The sequence below is a fragment of the Pseudomonas syringae group sp. J254-4 genome (assembly GCF_032586855.1).
GTDB classification, from domain to species: domain Bacteria; phylum Pseudomonadota; class Gammaproteobacteria; order Pseudomonadales; family Pseudomonadaceae; genus Aquipseudomonas; species Aquipseudomonas amygdali.
Map to the genome: position 1 here is coordinate 29,357 of NZ_JAWHOO010000005.1, position 25,200 is coordinate 54,556.

Annotated in this window: 19 protein-coding genes and 1 pseudogene; 12 read left to right on the forward strand and 8 right to left on the reverse strand. The window is 60.2% G+C overall.

Annotation, left to right across the window (positions count from 1 at the left end; all coding sequences use genetic code 11):
- The first annotated feature begins 68 nt into the window (after positions 1-68).
- Positions 69-1,463, forward strand: coding sequence for a response regulator (locus RYB09_RS08275; protein ID WP_122258657.1), 1,395 nt, complete (start codon positions 69-71; stop codon positions 1,461-1,463).
- Between the two features lie 259 nt (positions 1,464-1,722).
- Here the strand turns inward: RYB09_RS08275 and RYB09_RS08280 are convergent, their stop codons facing one another.
- On the reverse strand, positions 1,723-2,721 hold the full coding sequence (locus RYB09_RS08280; protein ID WP_044324137.1) for a GGDEF domain-containing protein: 999 nt from the start codon (positions 2,719-2,721) through the stop codon (positions 1,723-1,725).
- A 129-nt stretch (positions 2,722-2,850) separates the two neighbouring features.
- Positions 2,851-4,035, reverse strand: coding sequence for a delta-9 fatty acid desaturase DesA (gene desA / locus RYB09_RS08285; protein WP_044321075.1), 1,185 nt, complete (start codon positions 4,033-4,035; stop codon positions 2,851-2,853).
- Between the two features lie 155 nt (positions 4,036-4,190).
- Here desA and dibA point away from each other — a divergent pair, with 155 nt between their 5' ends.
- The 6 genes from dibA to RYB09_RS08315 all read left to right on the forward strand — a co-directional run bounded on the left by dibA (position 4,191) and on the right by RYB09_RS08315 (position 10,444).
- On the forward strand, positions 4,191-6,119 hold the full coding sequence (dibA, locus tag RYB09_RS08290) for a phosphodiesterase DibA (protein WP_058401801.1): 1,929 nt from the start codon (positions 4,191-4,193) through the stop codon (positions 6,117-6,119).
- A 196-nt stretch (positions 6,120-6,315) separates the two neighbouring features.
- On the forward strand, positions 6,316-6,498 hold the full coding sequence (gene oscA, locus RYB09_RS08295; RefSeq protein ID WP_002551397.1) for a sulfur starvation response protein OscA: 183 nt from the start codon (positions 6,316-6,318) through the stop codon (positions 6,496-6,498).
- A 149-nt stretch (positions 6,499-6,647) separates the two neighbouring features.
- On the forward strand, positions 6,648-7,658 hold the full coding sequence (locus RYB09_RS08300; protein ID WP_122258655.1) for a sulfate ABC transporter substrate-binding protein: 1,011 nt from the start codon (positions 6,648-6,650) through the stop codon (positions 7,656-7,658).
- A 95-nt stretch (positions 7,659-7,753) separates the two neighbouring features.
- Positions 7,754-8,575 carry a sulfate ABC transporter permease subunit CysT gene (cysT, locus tag RYB09_RS08305; protein WP_122258654.1) on the forward strand — a complete coding sequence of 274 codons (822 nt, stop codon included), beginning with the start codon at positions 7,754-7,756 and terminating at the stop codon, positions 8,573-8,575.
- A gap of 13 nt (positions 8,576-8,588) precedes the next feature.
- Positions 8,589-9,461: a sulfate ABC transporter permease subunit CysW gene (gene cysW / locus RYB09_RS08310; protein WP_004662918.1), complete on the forward strand. Its 873-nt coding sequence runs from the start codon at positions 8,589-8,591 to the stop codon at positions 9,459-9,461.
- A 2-nt stretch (positions 9,462-9,463) separates the two neighbouring features.
- Positions 9,464-10,444, forward strand: coding sequence for a sulfate/molybdate ABC transporter ATP-binding protein (locus RYB09_RS08315; RefSeq protein WP_002551393.1), 981 nt, complete (start codon positions 9,464-9,466; stop codon positions 10,442-10,444).
- A 192-nt stretch (positions 10,445-10,636) separates the two neighbouring features.
- Here RYB09_RS08315 and RYB09_RS08320 read toward each other — a convergent pair whose 3' ends face one another.
- The 3 genes from RYB09_RS08320 to RYB09_RS08330 are packed head-to-tail and all read right to left on the reverse strand — an operon-like array spanning position 10,637 to position 13,607.
- Positions 10,637-11,449, reverse strand: coding sequence for a sulfite exporter TauE/SafE family protein (locus RYB09_RS08320; protein WP_058402561.1), 813 nt, complete (start codon positions 11,447-11,449; stop codon positions 10,637-10,639).
- Entirely contained in the window at positions 11,442-12,695 is a 1,254-nt protein-coding gene (locus tag RYB09_RS08325) for an FAD/NAD(P)-binding oxidoreductase (protein WP_122281948.1), read from the reverse strand. The genes RYB09_RS08320 and RYB09_RS08325 overlap by 8 nt, the downstream gene beginning before the upstream one ends.
- A gap of 27 nt (positions 12,696-12,722) precedes the next feature.
- Complete coding sequence (locus RYB09_RS08330) at positions 12,723-13,607, reverse strand: MBL fold metallo-hydrolase (protein ID WP_058402563.1); 885 nt, start codon at positions 13,605-13,607, stop codon at positions 12,723-12,725.
- A gap of 265 nt (positions 13,608-13,872) precedes the next feature.
- Between RYB09_RS08330 and RYB09_RS08335 the strand changes: the two genes are divergently transcribed.
- Positions 13,873-15,195, forward strand: a complete 1,323-nt coding sequence (locus RYB09_RS08335; RefSeq protein WP_316887907.1) for a sigma-54 interaction domain-containing protein — start codon at positions 13,873-13,875, stop codon at positions 15,193-15,195.
- 344 nt (positions 15,196-15,539) lie between these two features.
- Here the strand turns inward: RYB09_RS08335 and RYB09_RS08340 are convergent, their stop codons facing one another.
- Positions 15,540-16,109 carry a xanthine phosphoribosyltransferase gene (locus RYB09_RS08340; protein WP_002551388.1) on the reverse strand — a complete coding sequence of 190 codons (570 nt, stop codon included), beginning with the start codon at positions 16,107-16,109 and terminating at the stop codon, positions 15,540-15,542.
- A 53-nt stretch (positions 16,110-16,162) separates the two neighbouring features.
- Complete coding sequence (gene rep, locus RYB09_RS08345; RefSeq protein WP_004660029.1) at positions 16,163-18,172, reverse strand: DNA helicase Rep; 2,010 nt, start codon at positions 18,170-18,172, stop codon at positions 16,163-16,165.
- Between the two features lie 205 nt (positions 18,173-18,377).
- Between rep and RYB09_RS08350 the strand changes: the two genes are divergently transcribed.
- Positions 18,378-20,042 carry a bifunctional diguanylate cyclase/phosphodiesterase gene (locus RYB09_RS08350; protein WP_316887909.1) on the forward strand — a complete coding sequence of 555 codons (1,665 nt, stop codon included), beginning with the start codon at positions 18,378-18,380 and terminating at the stop codon, positions 20,040-20,042.
- Positions 20,043-20,054: 12 nt separating this feature from the next.
- Here the strand turns inward: RYB09_RS08350 and RYB09_RS08355 are convergent, their stop codons facing one another.
- Entirely contained in the window at positions 20,055-21,434 is a 1,380-nt protein-coding gene (locus tag RYB09_RS08355) for a NorM family multidrug efflux MATE transporter (RefSeq protein ID WP_316887911.1), read from the reverse strand.
- Positions 21,435-21,589: 155 nt separating this feature from the next.
- Here RYB09_RS08355 and RYB09_RS08360 point away from each other — a divergent pair, with 155 nt between their 5' ends.
- The 3 genes and pseudogenes from RYB09_RS08360 to RYB09_RS27170 all read left to right on the forward strand — a co-directional run bounded on the left by RYB09_RS08360 (position 21,590) and on the right by RYB09_RS27170 (position 24,671).
- Positions 21,590-22,510, forward strand: coding sequence for a LysR substrate-binding domain-containing protein (locus tag RYB09_RS08360; RefSeq protein ID WP_002551384.1), 921 nt, complete (start codon positions 21,590-21,592; stop codon positions 22,508-22,510).
- Positions 22,511-22,694: 184 nt separating this feature from the next.
- Positions 22,695-23,816: pseudogene (locus tag RYB09_RS27165) on the forward strand (Cache 3/Cache 2 fusion domain-containing protein); the annotation flags it as partial.
- Positions 23,817-23,948: 132 nt separating this feature from the next.
- On the forward strand, positions 23,949-24,671 hold the full coding sequence (locus RYB09_RS27170) for a methyl-accepting chemotaxis protein (RefSeq protein ID WP_371912909.1): 723 nt from the start codon (positions 23,949-23,951) through the stop codon (positions 24,669-24,671).
- Positions 24,672-25,200: the final 529 nt, after the last annotated feature.

Sequence of the window (25,200 nt, forward strand, 5' to 3'; positions counted from 1 at the left end):
ATTTCGCTCTTTTTGCTATATCCGGACGAAGGCTTTGGCTAAGGTGAACGCATCGATGTCGGAGAGTCATGATGACTGCTGTAGATTTGCCCGCGGTACCTCGCGTATTGATTGCTGAGTCTGATCCGTGGGTTCGCGAAACACTCAGCGATCTGGTACTGGGTGTGCGAGCGGACGTCGACCTGGAAATGTGTACCGATGGCAAGCAGGCCGTCGAGTGGATGAAGAAACAACTGCCTGATCTGATCATCGCCGCACGCGAGCTGCCGGGGATCGACGGGTTGAGCCTGTTGCGTGGCGTACGCAATCTGCGTCGTCAGCCCGCCATCCCGTTCATCCTGATCAGCAATCGCAACGACAGCGCCAGCGTGCGTGAGGTCTTGCCACTGGCACCGACTGCCTATCTGACCAAACCCCTGAATACCGAAGGGCTACGCCAGCGTCTGGAAAGTCTGCTGCTGGAACGTCAGGCCCCGGTTGCGGGCGCAGTGCCCGCGCTGACGCCGGGTTTGACGCTGACCAAGTTTCTCGACAAGCGCCGTGACGTGGCTGACGGCGCGCCGCTGTTCGTCGATGTCGCGACGGCGATAAAACTCAGCCAGACCGCCAATGGCATCGACGCTGCCTTGCTGGAGCAGGAGCTGCGCAACGATCCGCACATCACCGCCGTGTTGATCGCCGCCGCCAACAGTGCCGCGCAACATTTGGGCAAGCCGGTGCAGACCATGGGCGGGGCGCTGGCCATTCTCGGGCCGGTGCAGGGCGCAAATATCGCATCAGGCCTGGCCAAGAAACGTATGGCCGTGCTGACCAGCGACGCGTTGCTGGCCCAGGCCAGTGAGCTTTGGACGATGTCGCAGCGCACGGCTGATTACGCGCGCATTCTGGGCGGCATGCTGGAGCTGGATGTAGAGCGTTGCTTCTGCGCCGGTCTGCTGCAGTCGCTGGGCGATCTTGCTGTGCTGGGTTGTTTGCAGGAGTGGCTGCTGGCCGGTGGCGAGCTGAATGAAGACGTGATCAAGCAATCGCTGGAGCAATATTCCGCTGCCTTCGGTTCCGCTCTGCGCACCCGCTGGCGTTTGCCGCTGGAACTGCGTGAGCTGATCGCTGCGGTGTATCAGTACAACACCGGCATCTTCACTCGCGAAGTGCTGGCAATGAACCTGGCGGGGCAGATGGCACGTCTGGGCGAGGAAGAGAGTGTTAACACGCTGATCAAGACCAAGTCGGCCAAGTTGTTGAAGCTGAGCGTCGGTGACTTGCAGCGTTTGCGCAAGAAACTGACCGGCGTGACTGACCCTAGCCTGTTGAAACCCTTGCCGACCGAACCTGAAGTGGCTGCCGAGACGGTTGAGGGGGAAGACGAGCCTGATTTGCTGGACCTGACACCTGAGCCACCTGCCGAAGAGCCTGCTGTAATCGAGGACCCGGCCAGTGCCGTTCAGGGCCCGATCGAAAAGTAGAACCTGACTGAGGCCTTCGCGAGCAAGACGGACCGCCGCCCAGTCGCTCCCTCAGGGCGTCATGCCGTGTGCACACTCGTGGGAGCGAGCTTGCTCGCGAAGGCTATATTCCTGACGCAGAAAATCCAGCGACAGCCCCGCCCTCTTCGCGAGCAAGCTCGCTCCCACAAAGCACCGCAAACGCCTGTAAGAGCGACCGGGCGGCGATCCGCTTTGCCCGCGAAGGGCCAGTCGTGCTTTCTACAGTCGAGAAGGCATGTCAGACCAGCACGATCTGATTCTTGCCCTGGCGCTTGGCTTGATACATGGCAGCATCGGCACGGCCGTAGAGGGTTTCCAGGCTTGGGTCTTCCGGGCCCAGGTTGGTCAGGCCCTGGCTGGCGGTGATGCTGAAGGTGGTGCCGCCTGACTGGAAGTTCTGGCGCTGGATCTCGCGTTGCAGGCGCTCGGCGATCTGCATGGCCATATCCGGCGCGCAGCCTGGGAATACCGCTGCGAACTCTTCGCCACCGATACGCCCGAACAAATCACCACGTCTCAGTGCCGAGCGGCCACTTTCAGCGATGCGTTGCAGCACGGTATCGCCTTCCTGATGGCCGTAGGTGTCGTTGACCAGCTTGAAGTCATCGATATCCAGCAGCAGAAAGGCCAGCGGCGTGCCGTTGAGGCGAGCCAGTTCGAACTCGCGCTGGGCGCATTCAAAAAAGTGCCGACGGTTGCTGCTCTGGGTCAGCACGTCGGTGGTTGCCAGGCGTTGCAGCTCATCCTCGAGGTGTTTCTTGTCGGTGATGTCTTCGGCGATGCCCACCACGATCAGACGCTGGCTGGCGTCGGCGCGATGGCTGACGAAGCATTTGTCGCTGAGCCAGCGTACTTCACCGTCCGCACGGATGATTCGGTACTCGCGGTCCTCTATCGAGCCTTTCTCGATTACCTCGTTGAGGCTGCGCTCGGCGTAGTTCAGGTCATCCGGGTAGATACTGTCGCGCCACTCGCTGTAATCGGCCAGCAGCAAGCCAGCCGAGCGGCCGAAGATACGCTCGTACGCCGGGCTGACATAAATCATGTGCTGGGTTTCCCAGTCAAACGCCCACAAAACAGCATTCACGCTCACCAACAATGAGCTGAACAGTTGTTCACGCTCGCTCAGGCGGGCAACTTCTGCCTGGGCGTGCATCAGGGCTAACAGGGTTTCTGCGGCTGCGGGCATATCAGTGATCGGCGTGCCGGGTAGGGAGGTCGGAGGCTGCTTTTCCATAAGATCCATCTCAAGCGTTACGGCCAGTGCCGTGCCCTATCCCGTTTGGCGGGAAAGTTGATGAGATAGATTGGCAGGGGATAAGTTCCGGGACCGGCGCACCTGCGGGAGGCGCGCCGATCAACGGTATCAGGCGTGGGCGGGGCGTAGCGAGTAGGTTTTCAGCTGGTCGGCGAACTCGCGCAGCGAGTGAATGCCACTGGCTTCGGCCTCGTGAATCCACTCTTTGATGGCTGAAAGCATGTCATGGCCATTGCTGCTGGTCTTGACCCAGATCTGCTGCAACGCCAGACGCTTTTCGTAGATCACTTTCAACGCATGGCTGTGTTCCAGCATGGTCTGGATGCGCAAGTGGTGCTTGTCATCGAGCAGACTGGTCTCACGTGACAGCAGCCGTTTGGCACGACTGAACTGATGACGCACCGATTCGTCGGCCTTGGCCAGTTCCTGGGTAACCAGCGGCGCAATTACCAGCTTGCGATACTGCGCCATGATCTGGAAACGGTTGTTGAGGATCGCCATGGCGGTGTCCATGTCCATGTGGCCCTTGCCTTCGACCCGATGGGCGATGGGCGCGACCCGCTGGACTTTGGCCAGACCCAGGAAACTGAACAGCTTGATCCACGCCCAGCCCATGTCGAATTCCCAGGGCTTGACCGACAGTTTGGCCGAGTTGGGATAGGTGTGGTGGTTGTTGTGCAGCTCTTCGCCGCCGATCACGATGCCCCACGGCACCAGATTGGTGGCCGCGTCACGGCATTCGAAGTTGCGATAGCCGACGGCATGGCCCAGACCGTTGACCACGCCAGCAGCCCAGAAGGGAATCCACATCATCTGCACGGCCCACACGGTGATACCGAGCGCACCGAACAGCGCCACGTCGATGACCGCCATCAGGGCGATACCCAGCAGCTTGTAGCGCGAATACAGGTTGCGCTCGATCCAGTCTTCCGGGCAGTTCTTGCCGTAGATACGCAGGGTGTCCTGGTTCTGCGCTTCTTCGCGGTACAGCTCGGCGCCTTTGCGCAGCACGGTGGACAGGCCTTTGACGACCGGGCTGTGCGGGTCGTCGACGGTTTCGCATTTTGCGTGGTGTTTGCGGTGGATGGCTGTCCACTCGCGGGTGTTCTGGGCAGTGGTCAGCCACAGCCAGAAACGGAAGAAGTGTTTCAGCCCCGCATTGAGCTCAAGCGAGCGGTGGGCTGAGTAGCGGTGCAGATAGACCGTGACGCCGACAATAGTCACATGGGTCATCGCCAGCGTGACTGCTATTACCTGCCAGACAGAAAGGTCGAGCAAACCGTTGTACCACATAGGCTGTTTGGCCCTCGTAAAGATACTCATGAAGAAAAAAGTTACGCGTGCATTATCACTGACATCCCACAGAAAACCAGTCACCCTTTCAGATAAGAGTCGCAGGATGTTTCTTGCTTTATAATTCCGGCTTTATCCGAGGTTCTTCGTTTCCGATGTCAGATTACTCCCTTGGCGCGCTGCGAACGGCCGTCCTGTATGGGCTGCTGTCCATTTTGTGGTTTGTGACGTGCGACCTGTTGCTGCCCTTTTTCATCGAAGAACCCGCTCGATTGGCGTTCTGGCAACTGATGACCGGTTACAGCTGGGTGTTGCTCAGCGCGGTCATGATCTTCATCGCACGTTACAGATTAAGGAGCCTTATCGGCGGCGATGCGCTTTTTCAGCGCCAGCAAACCGATTACGACCGGCTGCGGCTGGCGGAAGCGGTGTTCGACAGCACCCGCGAAGGGGTGCTGGTCAGCGATGCGCAGGGCCGCATCGTTCACGTCAACCGCGCGTTCGTCGATATCACCGGCTATCAGGCCGAAGAAGTGCTGGGCCTCAACCCCAGCAAGTTCAAGTCCGGCCGACACGGCCCGGAGTTCTACAAACAGATGTATCACTCGATCATCAGCGAGGGCCAGTGGAGCGGCGAGATCTGGAATCGGCGCAAAAGCGGCGAGATCTACCCGCAATGGCAGACCATTCGCAGTGTTATGGGCAACGACGGCCAACCCAGGCACTTTGTAGCGGTGTTCTCCGACATAACAGCTATTAAACGCTCCGAGCAGGAGCTGGCCCAGTTGATTCACTTCGATGGGCTGACCGATTTGCCCAATCGCCTGCTGCTGACTGATCGCATCAGCCAGGCGCTGACTTCGGCGCGCGCCAGCAAACGCGGCTGCGCACTGTTGCTGATCGACCTGGACCACTTCAAGAACATCAATGACAGCCTGGGCCACAACGTGGGCGACGATGTGCTCAGGGCCGTCGCCGAGCGGCTCAAGAGCGTGTCCGGCAACGAAATGACCCTGGCGCGTCCGGGTGGCGACGAGTTCGCCCTGTTGATCAAGAATTGCTCGCAGATGGTTCAGGCTGCCGCACTGGCACAGCAGGTGATCGATGCGCTCAAGGCACCTTTCGCGATTGCCGCGCATCAACTGTTTGTGACTGCCAGCATTGGCATCAGCCTGTTCCCCGGCGATGCGCTGACCGCCGAGCAACTGTTGCGCAATGCAGACTCGGCGCTGTTCAAGGCCAAGGGCGACGGTCGTGAGTGTTATGCGCTGTACACCGAGGAATTGACTGCTCATGCCCAGCAGCGCGTGCAACTGGCCTACGAGCTGCGTCAGGCCGTCGAACTGGAACAACTGCGGGTCTTCTATCAGCCGGTTCATGACCTTGTCACCCGCCGTATTCGCGGTGTCGAGGCGCTGGTGCGCTGGCAGCACCCCGAGCGCGGGATGGTTTCGCCGGGGGAATTCATTCCGATTGCCGAGCAAAGCGGGCTGATCGCCGATATCGATGCCTGGGTCTTGAAAACAGCCTGCCTGCAAATGAAGGCCTGGCTGGCGGAAGATGTACCGGTCGAGTTTGTCGCGGTAAACGTCTCCAGCCGCCTGTTCAATCATGGCGACCTCGACCGTCGGGTAGCACAGGCACTGCATGAGACCGGGCTTGAGCCTGCCTTTCTGGAGCTGGAAGTGACTGAAAGCGCGGTCATGGAAGACCCCGAACAGGCGATCGAACAATTGCATCGCCTGCGCGAACTGGGCCTGAGCCTGGCCATCGATGACTTTGGTACGGGTTATTCTTCGCTGTTGCGGCTCAAGCGCATGCCGGTTCAGAAGCTGAAGATCGACCAGGGTTTTGTGGCTGGACTGCCGGGCGACGATGACGACATCGCCATTGTCAAAGCGGTCATCGCGCTGGCCGGCAGCCTGGGCATGCGGGTGCTGGCTGAAGGCATCGAGCATGCCAATCAGGCTGCGTTCCTGCTGAGCAACGGTTGCCAGTTGGGCCAGGGCTACTGGTTTGCCCGGCCAATGGTCGCGCAAGCGATCGACTGGACGCATGCACCGGTCTTCGAGCAGCCCGGCTGAAGCCGCCAGAGCAAGGCTTGCCAGGGTGTGCAACGCATCCTGGCAAAATCTCTAACCTCTAAATTTCTTTTGGTTATATCTGCATTCTTAAATAGTCTTTTTAAGAATATCCGCACCTCATTATTATTGCCTCACCGCCATACGCCATCGCCCCCAGTCGCGACGGCCGGCTCCTCATCTTTCAAGGAATAAGGCAATGAGCGCATCTCTACGTAGTGTTGACGGTCAGGACGAAGCAGCAATTCTGCGTGAAATTCAGAGTGCGTTGCGCGACCTGCGTTTTGGTGCCGTCGAAATCACTGTGCACAACGCACAAGTGGTGCAGATCGAGCGCAAGGAAAAGTTTCGTTTGCAGAACCCCGCTGCCAAGCAGAGCTGAAGCGGCATCACCCGACTGGTCAACCGGAGGGTCTCATTCTGACTCCTGATACCTCCTCTGAAAAAGCAGCGCGCCCATGCGGATGCCGTTCTGACGCGCCAAGAAGAAATTAAAAAAGCCAACACACCGCATTTCCAGGAGCTTCATCTATGTCCATTCGCCGTTTCGCTCTGGCCGCTCTCGCCAGTGCTGTTTTTGCAGGTTCGGCTGTTGCCAAGGATTACGAACTGCTCAACGTGTCTTACGATCCGACACGCGAGCTTTATCAGGATTACAACGCAGAATTCGTCAACTTCTGGAAAAAATCCCATCCGGACGACAAGGTCGAGATCAAACAGTCGCACGGTGGCTCAGGCAAGCAGGCCCGTGGCGTGATCGACGGTCTGCGTGCTGACGTGGTGACCCTGGCACTGGCCGGTGACATCGACGAAATCGCCAAGCTGGGCAAGACCCTGCCGGAAAACTGGCAAACCCGTCTGCCGGACGCGAGTACGCCTTACACCTCGACCATCGTGTTTCTGGTGCGCAAGGGCAACCCCAAAGGCATCAAGGACTGGGGTGACCTGATCAAGAAAGACGTCTCGGTGATCACACCGAACCCGAAAACCTCCGGCGGTGCGCGCTGGAACTTCCTGGCTGCCTGGGCTTACGGCCTGAAGTCGGGCGGCGGTGACGAAGCCAAGGCCAAGGAATACGTGCAGACGCTGTTCAAGCACGTGCCGATTCTGGATACCGGTGCGCGCGGTTCGACCATCACCTTCGTCAACAACGGTCAGGGTGACGTGCTGCTGGCGTGGGAAAACGAAGCGTTCCTGGCGCTGAAAGAAGACGGCGGCAAAGACAAGTTCGACATCGTCGTGCCGTCGCTGTCGATTCTCGCCGAACCTCCGGTAGCCGTAGTCGACAAAAACGCCGAGAAGAAAGGCAACACTGAAATCGCGACTGAATACCTGAAGCACCTGTACAGCAAGGAAGGTCAGGAAATTGCGGCGAAAAACTTCTATCGTCCACGTGATGCCGAAGTGGCCGCCAAGTACGAGAAGCAATTCCCGAAACTCGATCTGGTGACTATCGACAAAGACTTTGGTGGCTGGAAAACTGCGCAGCCGAAGTTTTTCAATGACGGCGGCGTTTTCGACCAGATTTATCAGGCGCAATAAGCCGAAATGAGGATGCCGCCCGAGCGGCATCGCAGGCTTGGCCAAACAGCCCGGATTAACCTCCGGGCTTCGTGCAAGTGAAACCAGGGACTTTTATGTCGCGTCGTATCTCCCCCGTCATACCCGGCTTCGGGCTGACGCTGGGCTACACCTTGGTGTACCTCAGTCTGATTGTGCTAATACCGCTGGCCGCCATGTTCGTGCATGCAGCGCAGCTGACCTGGGATCAGTTCTGGGCCATCATCACGGCACCACGCGTGATCGCGGCGCTCAAGCTGAGTTTCGGCACCGCTTTCTATGCGGCCCTGATCAATGGCGTGATCGGCACGCTGCTGGCCTGGGTGCTGGTGCGTTACACCTTCCCCGGTCGCAAGATCATCGATGCCATGATCGATCTGCCGTTCGCCCTGCCGACTGCTGTGGCCGGTATCGCCCTGACAGCGCTGTACGCGCCCAATGGCTGGGTCGGGCAGTTCGCCGCCGACCTGGGCTTCAAGATCGCTTACACGCCGTTGGGTATTACCCTGGCGCTGACCTTCGTCACCCTGCCATTCGTGGTGCGCACCGTGCAGCCTGTGCTGGCCGACATCCCCAAGGAAGTTGAAGAAGCCGCTGCCTGCCTGGGCGCGCGTCCTCTGCAGGTGTTTCGCCACATCCTCGTTCCGGCCTTGTTGCCTGCCTGGCTGACCGGCTTCGCTCTGGCGTTTGCCAGAGGCGTGGGCGAGTACGGTTCGGTGATTTTCATCGCCGGCAACATGCCGATGAAAACCGAGATCCTGCCGCTGCTGATCATGGTCAAGCTCGACCAGTACGACTACACCGGCGCGACCGCTATCGGCGTGATGATGCTGGTGGTTTCCTTCATTCTGCTGCTGCTGATCAACCTGCTGCAGCGGCGTATTGAAACCCCATCCTGAGGAGGCGCAGAACATGTCTTATTCATCTGTTTCAGCCGCCGCCTCTGCCAATGCAGCCCGTCGTGGCAGCGCGGTGTCGCGACGTATTCTGATCGGCCTGTGCTGGCTGGTGTTCTTTCTGTTTCTGGGCCTGCCGCTGTTCATCGTGGTGTCTCAGGGGCTGAAAAACGGTCTGGGCGCGTTCTTTACCGCAATCCTTGAACCGGATGCCTTGTCAGCGCTGAAGCTGACGGTCATTGCGGTACTGATCTCGGTGCCGCTCAATCTGGTATTCGGCGTCAGCGCCGCATGGTGCGTGAGCAAATACTCGTTCCGCGGCAAGAGCATTCTGGTCACGCTGATCGATTTGCCGTTCTCGGTATCGCCGGTCATTGCCGGTCTTGTCTACGTATTGATGTTCGGCGCGCAGGGCCTGTTCGGGCCCTGGTTGCAGGACCACGATATCCAGATCGTCTTTGCCCTGCCGGGCATCGTGCTGGCGACCATTTTCGTCACTGTGCCGTTCGTTGCGCGCGAACTGATCCCGCTGATGCAAGAGCAGGGTACTCAGGAAGAAGAGGCGGCGCGGCTGCTGGGTGCCAACGGCTGGCAGATGTTCTGGCACGTCACGGTGCCGAACATCAAATGGGGCCTGATCTACGGCGTGGTGCTGTGTACTGCGCGGGCGATGGGTGAGTTTGGCGCGGTGTCGGTGGTTTCCGGGCACATTCGCGGCGTCACCAACACCCTGCCGCTGCACGTCGAAATTCTCTACAACGAGTACAACCACGTTGCAGCCTTTGCCGTGGCGAGCCTGTTGCTGATCCTGGCGCTATTCATCCTGCTGCTCAAGCAGTGGAGCGAATCCCGCATTAACCGTCTGCGCCATAACGCGGCGGAGGAATAATCATGTCGATCGAAGTCCGTAACGTCAGCAAGAATTTCAACGCCTTCAAGGCTCTGAACAACATCAGTCTGGACATCCAGAGTGGCGAGTTGGTGGCTTTGCTCGGCCCGTCAGGCTGCGGCAAGACCACCCTGCTGCGCATCATTGCCGGCCTGGAAACCCCGGATGACGGCAGTATCGTGTTCCATGGCGAAGATGTGTCCGGCCATGACGTGCGTGATCGCAACGTCGGGTTCGTGTTCCAGCATTACGCGCTGTTCCGCCACATGACGGTGTTCGACAACGTCGCGTTCGGCCTGCGCATGAAGCCCAAGCGTGAGCGCCCGAACGAAACGCGCATCGCGGAAAAGGTCCACGAACTGCTGAACATGGTGCAACTGGACTGGCTGGCCGACCGTTATCCGGAGCAGTTGTCCGGTGGTCAGCGTCAGCGTATCGCTCTGGCCCGTGCCTTGGCGGTCGAGCCCAAAGTGCTGTTGCTGGACGAGCCGTTTGGTGCACTGGACGCCAAGGTGCGCAAGGAACTGCGTCGCTGGCTGGCGCGCCTGCACGAAGACATCAACCTGACCTCGGTGTTCGTGACCCACGATCAGGAAGAGGCCATGGAAGTGGCCGACCGCATCGTGGTGATGAACAAGGGCGTGATCGAACAGATCGGCTCACCGGGCGAGGTGTACGAGAACCCGTCCAACGACTTCGTCTACCACTTCCTGGGTGACTCCAACCGCCTGAGCCTGGGCGAGGAAGGGCACCTGTTGTTCCGTCCGCATGAAGTGTCGTTGTCACGTCAGGAAATCGAAGACCACCACGCCGCCGAAGTCCGCGACATCCGCCCGCTGGGCGCGACAACGCGGGTCACGTTGAAAGTGGAAGGGCAGAGCGAACTGATCGAGGCCGAAGTGGTGAAAGACCACGACAGCCTGGTAGGCCTGGCCAAGGGCGAGACGCTGTTCTTCAAACCGAAGGTCTGGCAAAAGCTTTAAGCCCGCCCTCCAGCTATCGTTCCCATGCTCCGCGTGGGAATGCCTTTCTGGACGCTCTGCGTCCGATCTTGAGTGCGCGGCGTCAGCACGAGCATGTGACGCGGAGCATTGGCACGATAGTGATCTCGAGATTTTATCGTTCCCATGCTCCGCGTGGGAATGCCCTTCTGGACGCTCTGCGTCCTCGGGCTGTTATCGCACGGACAACGCCAGCATGAACGCCGCGACGATGCCGCACACGGCGAACAGTTGTTGCAGGCGTGGGCCGGCGAGGTAGCGGGCGACTTGCCTGCCGACTATCAAGCCGATGACTGCGCCCAGAGCAAAAGGCGCACCCACCGTCCAGTGCATCACCCCGCTCAGTGAGGCGGTGATGACGCTGCCCGTCGAGACCAGCGCAATCACCGCCAGTGACGTCGCCACAACGCTTTTCATGCCCAGATCGCTGTAGCGGGTCAGCGCCGGAATGATCACGAACCCGCCGCCAACCCCCAACAACCCGGACAGCAACCCGGAGCCCACGCCGGTCAGCGTCAGTGCGCGCAGGCAGGGCATGGTCCAGCGCAGGCGGCCCTGCAACGGGTTGAGCACGCAGGGCAGAATCTCTGCGCGCGGCGGCGGTTGGCCGTGACGCAATTCGCGGCTGGCCCTGATGAACATGCGCGTGCAGGCGTACAGCAGCACGACCGAAAAGACCAATGCCAGCGGTGTATTGGGCAGTCGATGGGCGAGCCACAGGCCCAGAGGTGCCATCAACACACCGATGGATGCGATGTACCCGGCAGCGCGATAGCGAACGATGCCCTGACGCAGCCCCAGCACCGCGCCGATTCCCGCCGCCAGCCCGACGGCCAGCAGGCCGACAGGTGCCGCTTCGACAATCGACAGGCCAAGACCAAAAACCAGCAGCGGGACCGCGAGAATGCCACCGCCTGCGCCTGTCAGCGCCAGTACCACGCCAATGATCGCCCCCAGGCCAACGCCCAGCAGTTGATGCTCATCCATGCCTGGCGTCAGCCTTTTCCGGTTTGGCCAGCCATTCACGTCCCTTGAGCATGCCATGCCAGTAAAGTACGGGCAGAATGCGTTCTTTCAGCCACCAGGCCAGCCGGGTCGGTTGACGGCCATCCAGCAGCCAGCGCGGGAAGCTCGGCGCAACCTTGCCGCCATAGGTGAATTCAGCCAGTACGATCCGGCCTTTCTCGACGGTCAGCGGGCACGAGCCATAACCGTCGTAGACGGCAGACTCACTCCGACGACCCAGCGCGACCAGCACATTATTGGCCACCACCGGTGCCTGCTTGCGGGCGGCTGCGGCGGTTTTGGCGTTGCTGGTATTGGTGGCATCGCCGAGACCATGAACATTGGCGAACTGTCGGTGCCGGAGCGTGGCAGGGTCCACGTCCACCCAGCCTGCGGCATCGGCCAGCGGGCTGCTGCGAATGAAGTCGGGGGCAATCTGCGGTGGCACCACGTGCAGCATTTCAAAGCTGTGCTCGACGGTTTCGCTGCTGCCATCGGCCTGCGTGCAAACAAACGTAGCACGCTTGCCCGGCCCGTCGACGGCCACCAGCCGATGGCTGAACTTGAGGTCGATGGCGTAACGCTCGATGTACTTCATCAGCGCCGGTACATAGTCCGCCACACCGAACAGCACGCCACCGGCGTTGAAGAACTGCGTATTGATCTGCGCCAGACGGCCGGTTTTCAGCCAGTGGTCACAAGACAGGTACATGGCCTTCTGTGGCGCACCGGCGCATTTGATCGGCATGGGCGGCTGAGTAAACAGCGCGCGCCCTTGCTTCAAGCCCTGCACCAGCTTCCAGGTATAGGGTGCCAGGTCATAGCGATAGTTGGAGGTCACGCCGTTGGCACCCAGCGTCTCGACCAACCCGTCGATGGCCGCCCAGTCCAGCTTCAGACCGGGGCAGACCACCAGTTGCTGATAGGCAAGCATGCGCCCGTCGGCGAGCGTCAGGGTATTGTGCTGCGGTTCGAACGTCGCCACGGCGGCCTTGATCCACTGCACGCCTTTGGGAATCAGCGACGCCATGCTGCGTGCCGTCGACTGCGGCGTGAAAATGCCCGCGCCGACCATGGTCCAGCCCGGCTGGTAATAGTGGGTATCGGCAGGGTCGACCAGCGTGATCTGCAGGGCAGCATCACGGGCGAGCAGGCTTGCGGCGGTGGCGATACCGGCAGCACCGCCACCGACGATCAGGATCTGACAGCTAGTTGTCGAAGCATTCATCACAGGGTTTCCCAAGGCGGGCAGCGGTCAAAAGGCATTGAGCGGGATCTTCAGGTAGACGACGCCGTTGTCTTCCGGCTCGGGAAAGTGCCCGCAGCGCATGTTGACCTGCACCGAAGGCAGCATCAGTACGGGCATATCCAGCGTCACGTCACGGGCTTCACGCATGCTGACGAACGCGTCTTCATCTACGCCGTCATGAACATGGATGTTGCTGGCGCGCTGTTCGGCGACGGTGGTCATGTATTTCAGCTCACGACCGTTGGGCAGGTAGTCGTGGCACATGAACAGCAGGGTGTCAGGCGGCAACGCCAGCAACTTGTGAATGGAGCGGTACAGCGTGCGCGCATCGGCTCCGGGAAAGTCGCAACGCGCGGTGCCGTAATCGGGCATGAACAACGTGTCGCCGACAAACGCGATGGTTTTGTCGTCGACCTGCACAAGGTAACTCATGCACGCTGGTGTATGCCCGGGCGTATGCATGGCCTTGACCTGAAGTGTTCCAAGGGCAAACGACGCGTTATCTTCCAGCAGCACATCGAACTGGCTGCCATTGCGGGCAAAGTCAGACGGCGCGTTGAACAGCGCGCCAAAGGTTTCCTGCACGGCGGTGATGTGGCTGCCGATGACGATTTGTCCGCCAAGCTGCTGTTTCAGATACGGCGCAGCCGAGAGGTGATCCGCGTGCACATGGGTTTCGAAAATCCACTGCACCGAAGCCCCCAGCGCCTGTACCCGGCCGATCATCCGGTCGGCAGACTCGGTCCGGGTGCGGCCCGACTTGGGGTCGTAATCGAGCACGCTGTCGATCAGCGCGCACTGCTTGCTGTACAGGTCCATCACCAGGTAGCTGATGGTCCAGGTATGGCTGTCGAAGAGGGCTTCGACATAAAGTTTTTCACCGATGATCATGTGCAATTCCCATGGCTGTAAATCGCCTCGAGGCCCGTTTGGTCAAGCCGGACGGTTGGCAGTCGTTGCTATGACTTCTCAATAACCATGCCAACGGCCGGAAAACCTGTTGAGCATAGTAAATACAGGGCGTTGAGGGATTCTGCGGAAACCCGCATGATGGCTGCCAAGACGCTGACTGCCACATTTTGGCAGTCGCTTGGCAGACAGTGGCATAAGCTGGCAGCGAGATGGGTTAAGCTGCGACCAATCCACAGGAGCAAGCATGACCCTCATCGCCACCGATTTTCCCGGCAGTCGCATGCAGTCACTGGTGTCATACCTCGAACATGACCTGCGACCGACCATCGTTCTGGACACCGACTACAACATCATCGCGGCCAACACCGCCTATCAGCGCCAGTTCGGCGTTGAAGGCACGCCCCATGTGGGCGAGAAGTGTTATCGGGTGTCACATCAGTTCGCGGTGCCGTGCGATCAGGCCGGTGAGCATTGCCCGATGCGCAAGGCCCACGAAACGCGGCTTCCGGAGCGTTTGCTGCATATTCACCACACACCTCGCGGCCCTGAGCATGTGGATGTGGAGCTGCGGCCGATTCTCGATGACGGGGGTGAAGTCATCGCCTACGTCGAGCGACTGAGTTCGGTGGCCGTGGCGTCGGTCCAGCCGCAGCAGCATGGGCTGGTCGGTCGCTCAGCGGCGTTCAAGGAAGTTCTGGGTGCCTTGCAACGCGCTGCGCCCGCGCAGATTCCGGTGCTGCTGCAGGGTGAGTCGGGTACCGGCAAGGAATTGTTCGCTCGCGCACTGCACGCCAGCAGCGCCAGATCCGCCGGGCCGCTGGTGGTGGTCGATTGCACCGGGCTTACCGAAACCCTGCTGGAGAGCGAGCTGTTCGGCTATGAAAAGGGCGCATTCACCGGGGCGTTACAGCGCAAGACCGGTCTGGCCGAAGCCGCTCATGGCGGCACGTTGTTCCTTGATGAAATCGGCGAGGTGCCGCTGGCCATGCAGGTCAAGCTGTTGCGGCTGATCGAATCAGGCAGCTTCCGCCCGGTGGGCAGCCTGCGCACGGTGCATTCGGATTTTCGGCTGGTAGTGGCCACCCACAAACCGCTCAGGGAGATGGTCGCCGATGGCAGTTTTCGCCAGGATTTGTTTTACCGCATCAGCGCTTTCCCGATCCGTCTGCCGGCACTGCGCGAACGCAGTGAAGACCTGCCGCTGCTGATCGACAGCCTGCTGCAACGCATCGCGCCCGGCGCTGCTCCGCGTGTCGACCCCTCGGCCATGAACCTGCTGAGTGTGTACAGCTACCCCGGCAACATTCGCGAACTGCGCAACATACTCGAACGCGCCCGTTTATTTACCGACGACGGCATCATTCGCGCGCAGGACCTGCCCGCCGAGGTGCGCGGCCAGGGCGAAGAAGCGGGTGGCGTGACTTACCGCCAGCAGGACGACGGCCTGGAGAAGCTCGCCCATGCACTGCGAGTGTTCAACGGCTCGCGCAGCGAACTGGCCAGAGAGCTGGGGCTGAGCGAACGCACCCTGTATCGACGCTTGCGTGCCCTCGGTATTCCGCGCTGAAGCACAGACACTATGACGCAGAGCGTCATGAACGGCATTCCCACGCTGGAGCGTGCGGAACGATAATCGTAACTATCGTACGGCGCTCCCCCACTGGAGCGTGCGGAACGATAATCGTAACTATCGTGCGGCGCTCCGCGTCGCATGCCTTTCTGGACGCTCCGCGTCCTCTTGGCGACGCAGAGCGTCGAGAACTGCATTACCGCGCTGGAGCGTGCGGAACGATCATCGTAACTATCGTGCGGAGCTCCCCCACTGGAGCGTGAGGAACGATAATCGCAACTATCGTGCGGCGCTCCGCGTCGCATGCCTTTCTGGACGCTCTGCGTCCTCCCTTGAGCGCGTTACTTGAACGTCACAACCCCACCGGCCAGGGACTCAACCCGCGCCAGCGATTCCACTCTATAGCCCTGTGCATCCAGTTCGGCACGGCCGCCCTGGAAGGACTTCTCGATCACGATCCCCAGCCCGGCCACGGTCGCACCGGCCTGTTTGATGATCGAGATCAGCGCCTGCGAGGCTTTGCCGTTGGCGAGGAAGTCATCAATGATCAGCACGTGGTCGTCGCTGCTCAGATGACGCGGCGAGATCGCCACCGTGCTCTCCACCTGTTTGGTGAACGAGTACACGGTCGCCGACAGCAGGTTTTCGGTCAGGGTCAGGGACTGGTGCTTGCGGGCGAAAATCACCGGCACGCCCATGTTCAGACCCGCCATGACGGCCGGCGCAATGCCGGAAGCTTCGATGGTCACGATTTTGGTCACGCCAGCGTCGGCGAACAGACGGGCGAATTCGTCACCAATTTCCTTCATCAAGGCCGGATCGATCTGATGGTTGAGAAACGCATCGACTTTCAGCACCTGATCGGACAATACGATGCCTTCTTCGCGAATCTTCTTGTGCAGTGCTTCCACTTCAATTCCTAGACTGCGCCATTGCGCAATAAATGATCAATTTCGTTTGTCGACTAGCGTTTCAGCATGGCGCGAATATCGGCAAGCGCGGTATTGCCGCGAACCGCTTTGACTTCCGTCGGAGTGTCGTCATTGCCTTCCCAGGCCAGGTCATCCGGGGGCAGCTCATCCAGAAAGCGGCTTGGCGCGCAGTCGATGATTTCACCGTACTGCTTGCGCTTGGCGGCGAACGTGAAGGCCAGAGTCTGCCGCGCGCGCGTAATGCCGACATAGGCAAGACGGCGTTCTTCTTCGATGGTGTCGGCTTCGATGCTGGAGCGGTGCGGCAGGATCTCTTCTTCCATGCCCATGATGAACACGTAAGGAAACTCCAGACCCTTGGAGGCGTGCAAGGTCATCATCTGCACGCCTTCGGCACCATCTTCCTCTTCCTGCTGACGTTCAAGCATGTCGCGCAGGACCAGCTTGCCGATGGCTTCCTCGATGGTCATACCGCCTTCTTCGTCCTTTTCCAGCGTGTTTTTCAACGCCTCGATCAGGAACCAGACGTTACTCATCCGGTAATCAGCGGCCTTTTCGCTGGAGCTGTTCTGCCGCAGCCAGTTCTCGTAGTCGATGTCCATGACCATGCTGCGTAGCGCGGCGATGGGGTCGTTCTGTGCGCATTGCTGGCGCACGCCGTCCATCCAGCGCTTGAAGCGCTGCAAACGGTCGGTGTAACGGCTGTCCAGGTGCTCGCCCAGGCCGATTTCTTCGGTGGCGGCGTACATCGAGACCTTGCGTTCGGTGGCGTAGTTACCGAGTTTTTCCAGCGTGGTCGAGCCGATTTCTCGACGCGGCACGTTGATGACCCGCAGGAAGGCGTTGTCGTCGTCCGGGTTCACCAGCAAACGGAAATACGCCATCAGGTCTTTCACTTCCTGGCGACCGAAGAAGCTGTTGCCGCCGGAGAGTCGATACGGCACCTGGTGATGCTGCAATTTGAGTTCGATCAGCTTGGCCTGGTAGTTGCCGCGATACAGGATGGCGAAGTCGCTGTAGGGCCGGTCGGTGCGCAGGTGCAGGGTGAGGATTTCCATCGCCACGCGCTCGGCTTCGGCATCTTCGTTACGGCAACGGATGACACGGATTTCGTCGCCGTGGCCCATCTCGGACCACAGCTGCTTTTCGAAGGCGTGCGGGTTGTTGGAGATGAGCACGTTGGCGCAGCGCAGGATGCGGCTGGTGGAACGGTAGTTCTGCTCCAGCATGACGACTTTCAACGACGGGTAGTCGTCCTTGAGCAGCATCAGGTTTTCCGGTCGCGCACCGCGCCAGGCGTAGATCGACTGGTCGTCGTCGCCCACCACGGTGAACTGATGGCGCGAACCGATCAGCAGTTTAACCAGCAGGTACTGGCTGGCGTTGGTGTCCTGATATTCGTCCACCAGCAGGTAGCGCACCTTGTTCTGCCATTTCTCCAGAATGTCGGCGTGTTCCTGGAACAGCTTGACCGGCAGCAAAATGAGGTCGTCGAAGTCCACCGCGTTATACGCCTTGAGCGTGCGCTGGTAGTGGGTGTAGACGATGGCGGCGGTCTGTTCCTTGGGGTTGCGGGCGTTTTCCAGCGCGTCGGCAGGCAGGATGAGGTCGTTTTTCCACGAGCCGATCATGTTCTTGATCTCGTCGACACCGTCGTCGCCCGAATACTCTTTCTGCATGATGTCGGTCATCAGGGCCTTGACGTCGGTCTCGTCGAAGATCGAGAAGCCCGGTTTGTAGCCCAGCCGCGTGTGTTCCTTGCGGATGATGTTCAGACCCAGGTTGTGGAAGGTCGAAACCGTCAGGCCGCGTCCTTCGCCGCCTCGGAGCAGCGTACCGACGCGCTCCTTCATCTCGCGCGCGGCCTTGTTGGTAAAGGTCATGGCGACAATGTACTGGGCGCGGATGCCGCAGTTCTGGATCAGATGCGCAATCTTGCGGGTGATCACACTGGTCTTGCCGGAACCGGCACCGGCGAGCACCAAAAGAGGGCCGCCGACGTAGTTCACGGCTTCCTGCTGCCGGGGATTGAGTCGGGACATGGCGGTATGAAGAGTCGTCTGTAAAAAAGGTCGGGCATTTTAACAGGCCCACGGGTTTGTGCAGCGGTCATCGTAGCCAGACAGTGATCGCTATCTAATTCTTCTGTTTTTGTTACATTTGCGCCGCGACGCAACGATACGTGTATTTGTCATGCTCCAGCGGGAGTGCGGCCACCGGTTTTTCCTTTGCACTTAGGAAGTTAGATTGCCTACACCTGTCGAACCCTTGCGATTGCTGTTATTGGCGCACGAGCCTTTCTGGTACGCGCTGCTGCGCGATTGCCTCACTGCGCCGGGCAGCAACGTAATACTTCTGCATGGCGAGAACTGGGACGCTTTCAGCGCCGGGTACGCTAACGAGCGCAGCACCGTGCTGCTGACAACGCCCGACCTGCAGCCCAGAACCGGAACCTGCCTGCTGCCCACCGTGGTGCTGCTCGAAAAGGAACCGCTGGTCGGACCGAGTGGCGTCAGTGACTGGCTGGTGCGCGATGCATTGACCGGCGATGCGCTGCGCCGCTGCCTGCGCTATGTCCACGAGCGCAGTCGCCTGGAAGACAGCCTGCGGCGTCTGGTCGGTCAGGACCCATTGACCGGCATCGCCAATCGTCAGGGTTTTCAGGCGCTGTTGACGGCGCGTCTGGCCGAGGGTGGCAGCCTGGCGCTGGGGCATCTGGACCTGGACAACTTCCGCCGCGCCAACGATTCGCTGGGGCATCAGGCCGGTGACCGACTGATTCTGCAAGTCGTGGCACGTCTGAAAAACCAGCTCGCTGCGGGCGATCAGCTTGCACGCCTGGGCGGCGACGAATTCGCCCTGTTGATTGACACCCGCACAACACCTGCACGCGCCATGCAACTGGCCGAGCGAATTACTGACGTGCTGTCCGAACCCTACTGGGTCGATGGCGAAAGCCTGCTGCTGGGTTGCAGCCTGGGCATTGCCCATTCACAAACCCGGCCCGAAGCAGACCCGCTGATGTGGCACGCCCACATCGCCATGCGCCAGGCCAAGAGCACGCAGGGCTGCACCTTTCATCTGTTCGACGAGCGCATCAACCGCAACGCCCGCAGCCTGGCCGATCTGGAAGGCGAGCTGCGACGAGCCCTGCGCCGCGATGAACTGGAGTTGCATTATCAGCCGCGGCTGTGCCTGGAGACCGGGCGCGTTGTCGGCCTGGAAGCGCTGGTACGCTGGCGCCACCAGGCGCGCGGGCTGCTGCCGCCCAGTGAGTTCGTGCCACTGGCCGAGCAAAGCGGCCTGATCGTGCCGCTCGGCTACTGGGTCATTTTCCGCGCACTGCGTGACATGCAGGCCCTGCGCGAGCAAGGATTTGCGCCATTGCACATGGCGATCAACCTGTCGTTCCGGCAATTTCAGGACAGCCAGTTGTTGCCGACACTGAGCCGCCTCATCGAGGAACTCGACGTCGACGCGCACTGGCTGGAGTTCGAACTGACCGAAACTGCCGTCATGCGGCGCAGCGATCAGGTCCTGCAGACCATGGATGCAATGCGGCGGCTGGGTGTGCGCTTTTCGCTGGATGATTTCGGTACGGGCTACTCGTCGTTCATGCACCTCAACAGCCTGCCCATCGCGCTGCTCAAGATCGACATGGGCTTTGTCGGGCAGATGGAGCTACGCGAAGAGAACCGCAAGCTGGTCAACGCCATGATCAAGCTGGCCCACAACCTGAACCTGGAAGTGGTCGCCGAGGGCGTCGAAACCGCCGGGCAACTGGAGTTGCTGCGCGATTTCGGCTGCGACCAGGTGCAGGGTTATCTGATCAGCAGGCCGCTGCCGATAGCGGATCTGGTGGCTTACCTGCGCTCGGAAGCCGCCAATACGGGTGCATCAAACTCCGGATGACGGCGCGCCGGATCAGGCCGGCACCGCCAACCCGGCTGCCTCCCGACGCAACAGGCGAGCCGTCTTCCATTCAAACGCATAGGTCAGCGCCACGGCAGAGCAGAATAGACCCAGCGCCAGCCCCCACCAGACGCCTGAAGCACCGGCATCGGTAGAAAAGCCGAGCAACCAGGCGGCAGGCGCGGCAATCAGCCAGTAACAGCCCAGACCGATCAGGAACGTGGTGCGCGCATCCTTGAGCCCGCGAATCGCCCCCATCGCAATCGTCTGAGTACCGTCGAAGAACTCGAACAGGGCCGCAATGGCCAGCAGTTTTGCGGCCAGCACGACAATCTCGGCAAAGGCCGGGTCATTGATATCCAGAAACAGACCGATGACCACATTAGGCGCCAGCCAGAACAGCAACCCGAACATCAGCATCACGCAGCCGCCAAAACCGATGCCCAGACGGCCAGCCATGCGCACCATCAACAGGTTGCCCGCGCCATAATGCTGGCCGATACGCATGGTTACCGCATAGGACATTCCCACCGGAACCATGAACGCCATGGACACTGTCTGCAGGGCGATCTGGTGCGCGGCCATTTGCGTACTGCCCATTGCCCCCATGCAGAACGCTGCGAAGGTGAACAGGCCGACTTCCACCGCATAGGTCCCGCCAATCGGCAGGCCGAGACGCCAGAGTTCTCTCAGATGGGTGCGCGACAGCTTCGAAAGCCCCTTGCTGATCGGGTACGCCGCGTAGGCCGGATGGCGCTTGATATGCAGCGCCAGCGCCAGGGCCATGCAGTTGGTCACAATCGCGGTCACCAGCCCGATGCCCATCAGCCCCAGATTCGGCAGCCCGAGCCATTGATGAATCATCGCGTAATTGAGCACGAAGTTTGCGGCCGCACCGGCCAGACTGATGGTCATGACCGGCCCCGCACGCCCGAGTGCGCTGGTGAAGCCGCGCAATGCCATGAAGCTGAGCAAGCCAGGCAAGGCAAAGGGCAGGGTGATCAGAAACTGGGCAGCCATATGCACGTTGGCTTCGGCCTGACCGAACTGCAACAGGATGGGCTCGAGGTTCCACAGCAGCAGCGCGGCAACCAGCGCCATGCCCCACGCCAGCCACAGACCGGCTTGGGTCAGGCGCGTCGCACCTTCGGTATCACCAGCGCCATGGCGAATCGCGACCAGCGTGCCGACCGCAGCCATCACGCCCACACAAAAGAACGAAACGAAGCTGTACGTGGCCGCACCCAGGCCACCGCCTGCCAGCGCCTCCGGTCCGATCTTGCCCATCATCACCGTGTCGGTGAACACCATCAGCATGTGCGCCATCTGCGATGCAATCAGCGGCCCGGCAAGGCGCAGGATGATCCAGAGTTCTTTAAGTGCGGGCTGCATGTGGGCGGTGCTCTACGGCGGAGTTCGGATGAGGGCCTATTCTGGGCGGTTGGACGCGCAAGCACAAAACGATAAACCTGATGCGCTGCATGAGTAAAACTCATGTGAGACGATTTGCAGTAAAGTAGCCACTCATCGCCAGCAGGAAGCGCCATATGCCTCGCAGTCTCCCCCCTCTTTATGCACTAAGGGCGTTCGAAGCTGCGGCGCGGCATACCTCGTTCACACGAGCGGCCGAGGAGCTTTCGATTACTCAAAGTGCAGTAAGCCGTCACATCCGCACGCTGGAAGAGCACTTTGCCTGTCGTTTGTTTCAGCGCAACGGGCGCAACTTGCAACTGACTGAATCAGCGCGTGCGCTGTTGCCCGGCGTGCGTGATGGGTTTTTGGCGCTTGAGCGAGCCTGCAGCACTTTGCAGACCGACGAAGGCATTCTGCGCATGAAAGCGCCATCGACGCTGACCATGCGCTGGTTGCTGGCGCGGCTCAGTCGCTTCCGTCATCTGCAAGTAGGCAACGAGGTGCAGCTGACCAGCGCCTGGATGGATATCGATGCCGTGGACTTTACTCTGGAGCCTTTCGACTGCGCGATTTTACTCAGTCACGGGCATTTCCCCTCGGACTGGGAAGCCACTTTGCTGTTCCCGGAGCTGTTGATTCCGGTGGGGGCACCTACGTTGTTGAAGGACCCGCCATGGGACGTGAAGCGGCTGGCCAAGGCCGAGTTGCTGCATCCCACCCCTGACCGGCGTGACTGGCGCACCTGGCTGAACCGCATGGGGCTGGCCGATCAGGTGTCGCTCAAAGGCGGGCAGGTGTTCGATACGCTTGAGCTGGGAATGATTGCAGCGGCACGCGGTTACGGCGTATCGATGGGCGACTTGCTTATGGTCGCCGAGGACGTGGCTCAGGCCCGTCTGAGCCTGCCGTGGCGCACCGCGGTATTCAGCGGAGAAAATTATTATCTGGTCTGGCCGCGCACAAGGCCCGGCGCAGAGCGGTTGCGTCGCCTCAGCGATTTTCTGCAGACGGAAGTCAACGCTATGGAGTTGCCGTTAGTTGAAGTACTGCATTAAAAATTAGTTTAGTATTGAACTGCCATCATTGGTTAATGTCGCGACCGTTACTCAAGTAACGACTCTGGTGGCCGAAGCACTGCTTAACGACTGCCTGTTCAGGCAGCTTAAAACACTCATTAATTTGTTCGCTGAATGGTAAGCCACGGATCAGGCAACTCCAATCATTCGGCATGGAGTCTCTATGTCCAAGCCCCGTACCCGAATTGCCTCGCAACTCGGTATTGCTCTGGCCGTGATCCTGGCTGTGGTTATCAGCGGCAGCACCCTGTTCGCGTTAAGGTCTCTGGACGCGTCCAACCTGGTCATTCGCGAAGAGCACATGTCGAGCGAAGCCAGATTGCTCGCCGACCAGTTGAGCACGTTTCACAGCACACTGCGTGATAGCACTCAGCGCCTCAGTGGTCTGTTCGAAAAGCGCTTTGCCGGTGGCCTGAGCCTGCAACCCGACAAACCGGTCACAGTGGCGGGCACTTCCACGCCAGGCCTGTTCCTGCGTGATACCGCACTGAACAACGACTTTGCCGAGGTTGATGAATTCCGCTCGATGACCGCGGGCGTGGCGACGATTTTCGTGCGCAGCGGCGACGACTTTGTTCGTATCAGCACTTCTCTGAGCAAACAAGATGGCACGCGCGCCATCGGTACCGTGCTGGATCGCAAGGGCGCAGCCTACGAGCGTTTGATCGCCGGTCAGAGCTATGTGGGCAAAGCGGTGTTGTTTGATCGCTATTACATGACTCAGTACAGCCCGGTTCGCGACAGCAGCGGCAAGATCATTGCGGCGCTGTTTGTGGGCTTCGATTACACCGACGCACAGAAAACCCAGTTCGATAACCTCAAGAGCTTTCGCATTGGCTCTACCGGCTCGCTGGCACTGCTGGACGAAAAAGGTGCCTGGCTGGTTCCGCCGGCGGGCGTCAAATCTCTGGACGGTGCAGCGAAGTCCGTTGCCGACCTCGCCAGCAAACCGGGCAAGGCGCAGTTCTGGGATGACGGCGATGACGACTACTACAGCGTTGGCCAGCCGTTCGCTGGTGGCCCCTGGACCGTCATTGCCAGCATGCCGCGTGACGAAATCAGTGAAGTGACCTGGAACGTCGGCACCCAGCTGGCCATCGGCAGTGTGCTGGCCATGCTGATCGCGGTGATCAGCGCGATCTGGTTGCTGCGCAGCAAGCTGCGTCCACTGTCCGAACTGGTACGCCAGGCCGATGCATTGGGTGCGGGCGACCTGAGCGTCCGCCTGAATGTGACGAGCAATGACGAGATCGGGCAGCTGTCGGGCAGCTTCAACAAGATGAGCGAAGCGCTGTCATCAATGGTGTCGCATATCCGTACTGCGGCGCAGGAAGTCAGCACTCGCGCCCACGCATTGTCCGGCCTGTCCGGTGGCGCGTTCGAGGGCATGGAGCAACAGTCCGGCGAAATCACCAGCATGGCCGGTGCCGTCGAGGAGTTCAGCGCCACGTCGATGAACATCGCTGACAACATGAGCAATACCGAGCGTCTGGCACAGGAAAATGCGCAGCAGACGCGCATTGGTCGTACCTCGATGGACGAGGCGTCTTCATCGCTGCAACAGATCGCAACCTCGCTGAGCAGTACGGCAACGGTCATCGACACACTGGGCCAGCGCTCGCAGGAAATTGGCAGCATTGTCGGGGTGATTACCTCGATTGCCGACCAGACCAACCTGCTGGCGCTCAACGCCGCCATCGAGGCCGCACGTGCCGGTGAACAAGGCCGCGGCTTTGCCGTGGTGGCCGATGAAGTGCGCAGCCTGGCTTCTCGTACCCGTGAAGCGACGGACGAAATCTCCGGCATGATTGCCAGCATTCAGCAGGAAACCGGCAACGCCATCAGCACTATGCAACAGGGCAACACCCTGATGCAGGAAGGCCTGTCGCTTAACGCCAAAGTGGCCTCGGCACTGGCCCAGATCGACGAACAAAGCCGCTCGGCCGGTCACCAGTTCGCCGCCATCACCACCGCAACCCAGGAACAAAGCAGCACCGCCACCATGCTCAGCAGCAACCTGCAAAGCATCGCCATGGCCAACAGCGAACAGCGCCAGGTGATGTCCAACCTGGCGGTCACCGCTCAGGAGCTGAATGGGTTGGCGACAGAACTGCGTAACGAGGTTGACCGGTTCCGTTGATGGCTGCTGGAAGCCTGACACTATCGTACCCATGCTCCGCGTCGGAGGGCGATAAGTGCTCTCAAGAACACCATCGTACCCATGCTCCGCGTGGGTATGCCGTTCTGGACGCTCTGCGTCCTCTCCTGAATAAGCGGTGTGGCGTAAATCCATGACGCAGAGCGTCACGAACGGCATTCCCACGCTGGAGCGTGCGGAACGATAATCCCAACTGTCGTGCCGAAGCTCTTCAGCCATCGTGCGATGCTCCGCGTCGCATGCCGTTCTGGACGCTCCGCGTCCGGTCTTGCGTTTGCGGTGCGGCGCAGACTTGTGACGCAGAGCGTCACGAAAGGCATTCCCACGCTGGAGCGTGCGGAACGATAATCTCAACTGTCGTGCCGAAGTTCTTCAGCCATCGTGCGACGCTCCGCGTCCGGTCTTGCATTTGCGGTGCGGCGCAGACTTGTGACGCAGAGCGTCACGAACGGCATTCCCATGCTGGAGCGTGCGGAACGATAATCCAACTGTCGTGCCGAAGCTCTTCAGC

Coding starts and splice junctions, on each gene's coding strand:
- RYB09_RS08280 (WP_044324137.1), bottom strand. CDS start 2,721: ATGGAAAAGCAGCCTCCGACCTCCCTACCCGGCACGCCGATCACTGAT.
- RYB09_RS08320 (WP_058402561.1), bottom strand. CDS start 11,449: ATGGATGAGCATCAACTGCTGGGCGTTGGCCTGGGGGCGATCATTGGC.
- cysW (WP_004662918.1), top strand. CDS start 8,589: ATGTCTTATTCATCTGTTTCAGCCGCCGCCTCTGCCAATGCAGCCCGT.
- RYB09_RS08300 (WP_122258655.1), top strand. CDS start 6,648: ATGTCCATTCGCCGTTTCGCTCTGGCCGCTCTCGCCAGTGCTGTTTTT.
- RYB09_RS08325 (WP_122281948.1), bottom strand. CDS start 12,695: ATGAATGCTTCGACAACTAGCTGTCAGATCCTGATCGTCGGTGGCGGT.
- RYB09_RS27170 (WP_371912909.1), top strand. CDS start 23,949: ATGGCCGGTGCCGTCGAGGAGTTCAGCGCCACGTCGATGAACATCGCT.
- RYB09_RS08355 (WP_316887911.1), bottom strand. CDS start 21,434: ATGCAGCCCGCACTTAAAGAACTCTGGATCATCCTGCGCCTTGCCGGG.
- rep (WP_004660029.1), bottom strand. CDS start 18,172: ATGTCCCGACTCAATCCCCGGCAGCAGGAAGCCGTGAACTACGTCGGC.
- RYB09_RS08330 (WP_058402563.1), bottom strand. CDS start 13,607: ATGATCATCGGTGAAAAACTTTATGTCGAAGCCCTCTTCGACAGCCAT.
- desA (WP_044321075.1), bottom strand. CDS start 4,035: ATGTGGTACAACGGTTTGCTCGACCTTTCTGTCTGGCAGGTAATAGCA.
- RYB09_RS08275 (WP_122258657.1), top strand. CDS start 69: ATGATGACTGCTGTAGATTTGCCCGCGGTACCTCGCGTATTGATTGCT.
- dibA (WP_058401801.1), top strand. CDS start 4,191: ATGTCAGATTACTCCCTTGGCGCGCTGCGAACGGCCGTCCTGTATGGG.
- RYB09_RS08335 (WP_316887907.1), top strand. CDS start 13,873: ATGACCCTCATCGCCACCGATTTTCCCGGCAGTCGCATGCAGTCACTG.
- RYB09_RS08315 (WP_002551393.1), top strand. CDS start 9,464: ATGTCGATCGAAGTCCGTAACGTCAGCAAGAATTTCAACGCCTTCAAG.
- RYB09_RS08360 (WP_002551384.1), top strand. CDS start 21,590: ATGCCTCGCAGTCTCCCCCCTCTTTATGCACTAAGGGCGTTCGAAGCT.
- cysT (WP_122258654.1), top strand. CDS start 7,754: ATGTCGCGTCGTATCTCCCCCGTCATACCCGGCTTCGGGCTGACGCTG.
- oscA (WP_002551397.1), top strand. CDS start 6,316: ATGAGCGCATCTCTACGTAGTGTTGACGGTCAGGACGAAGCAGCAATT.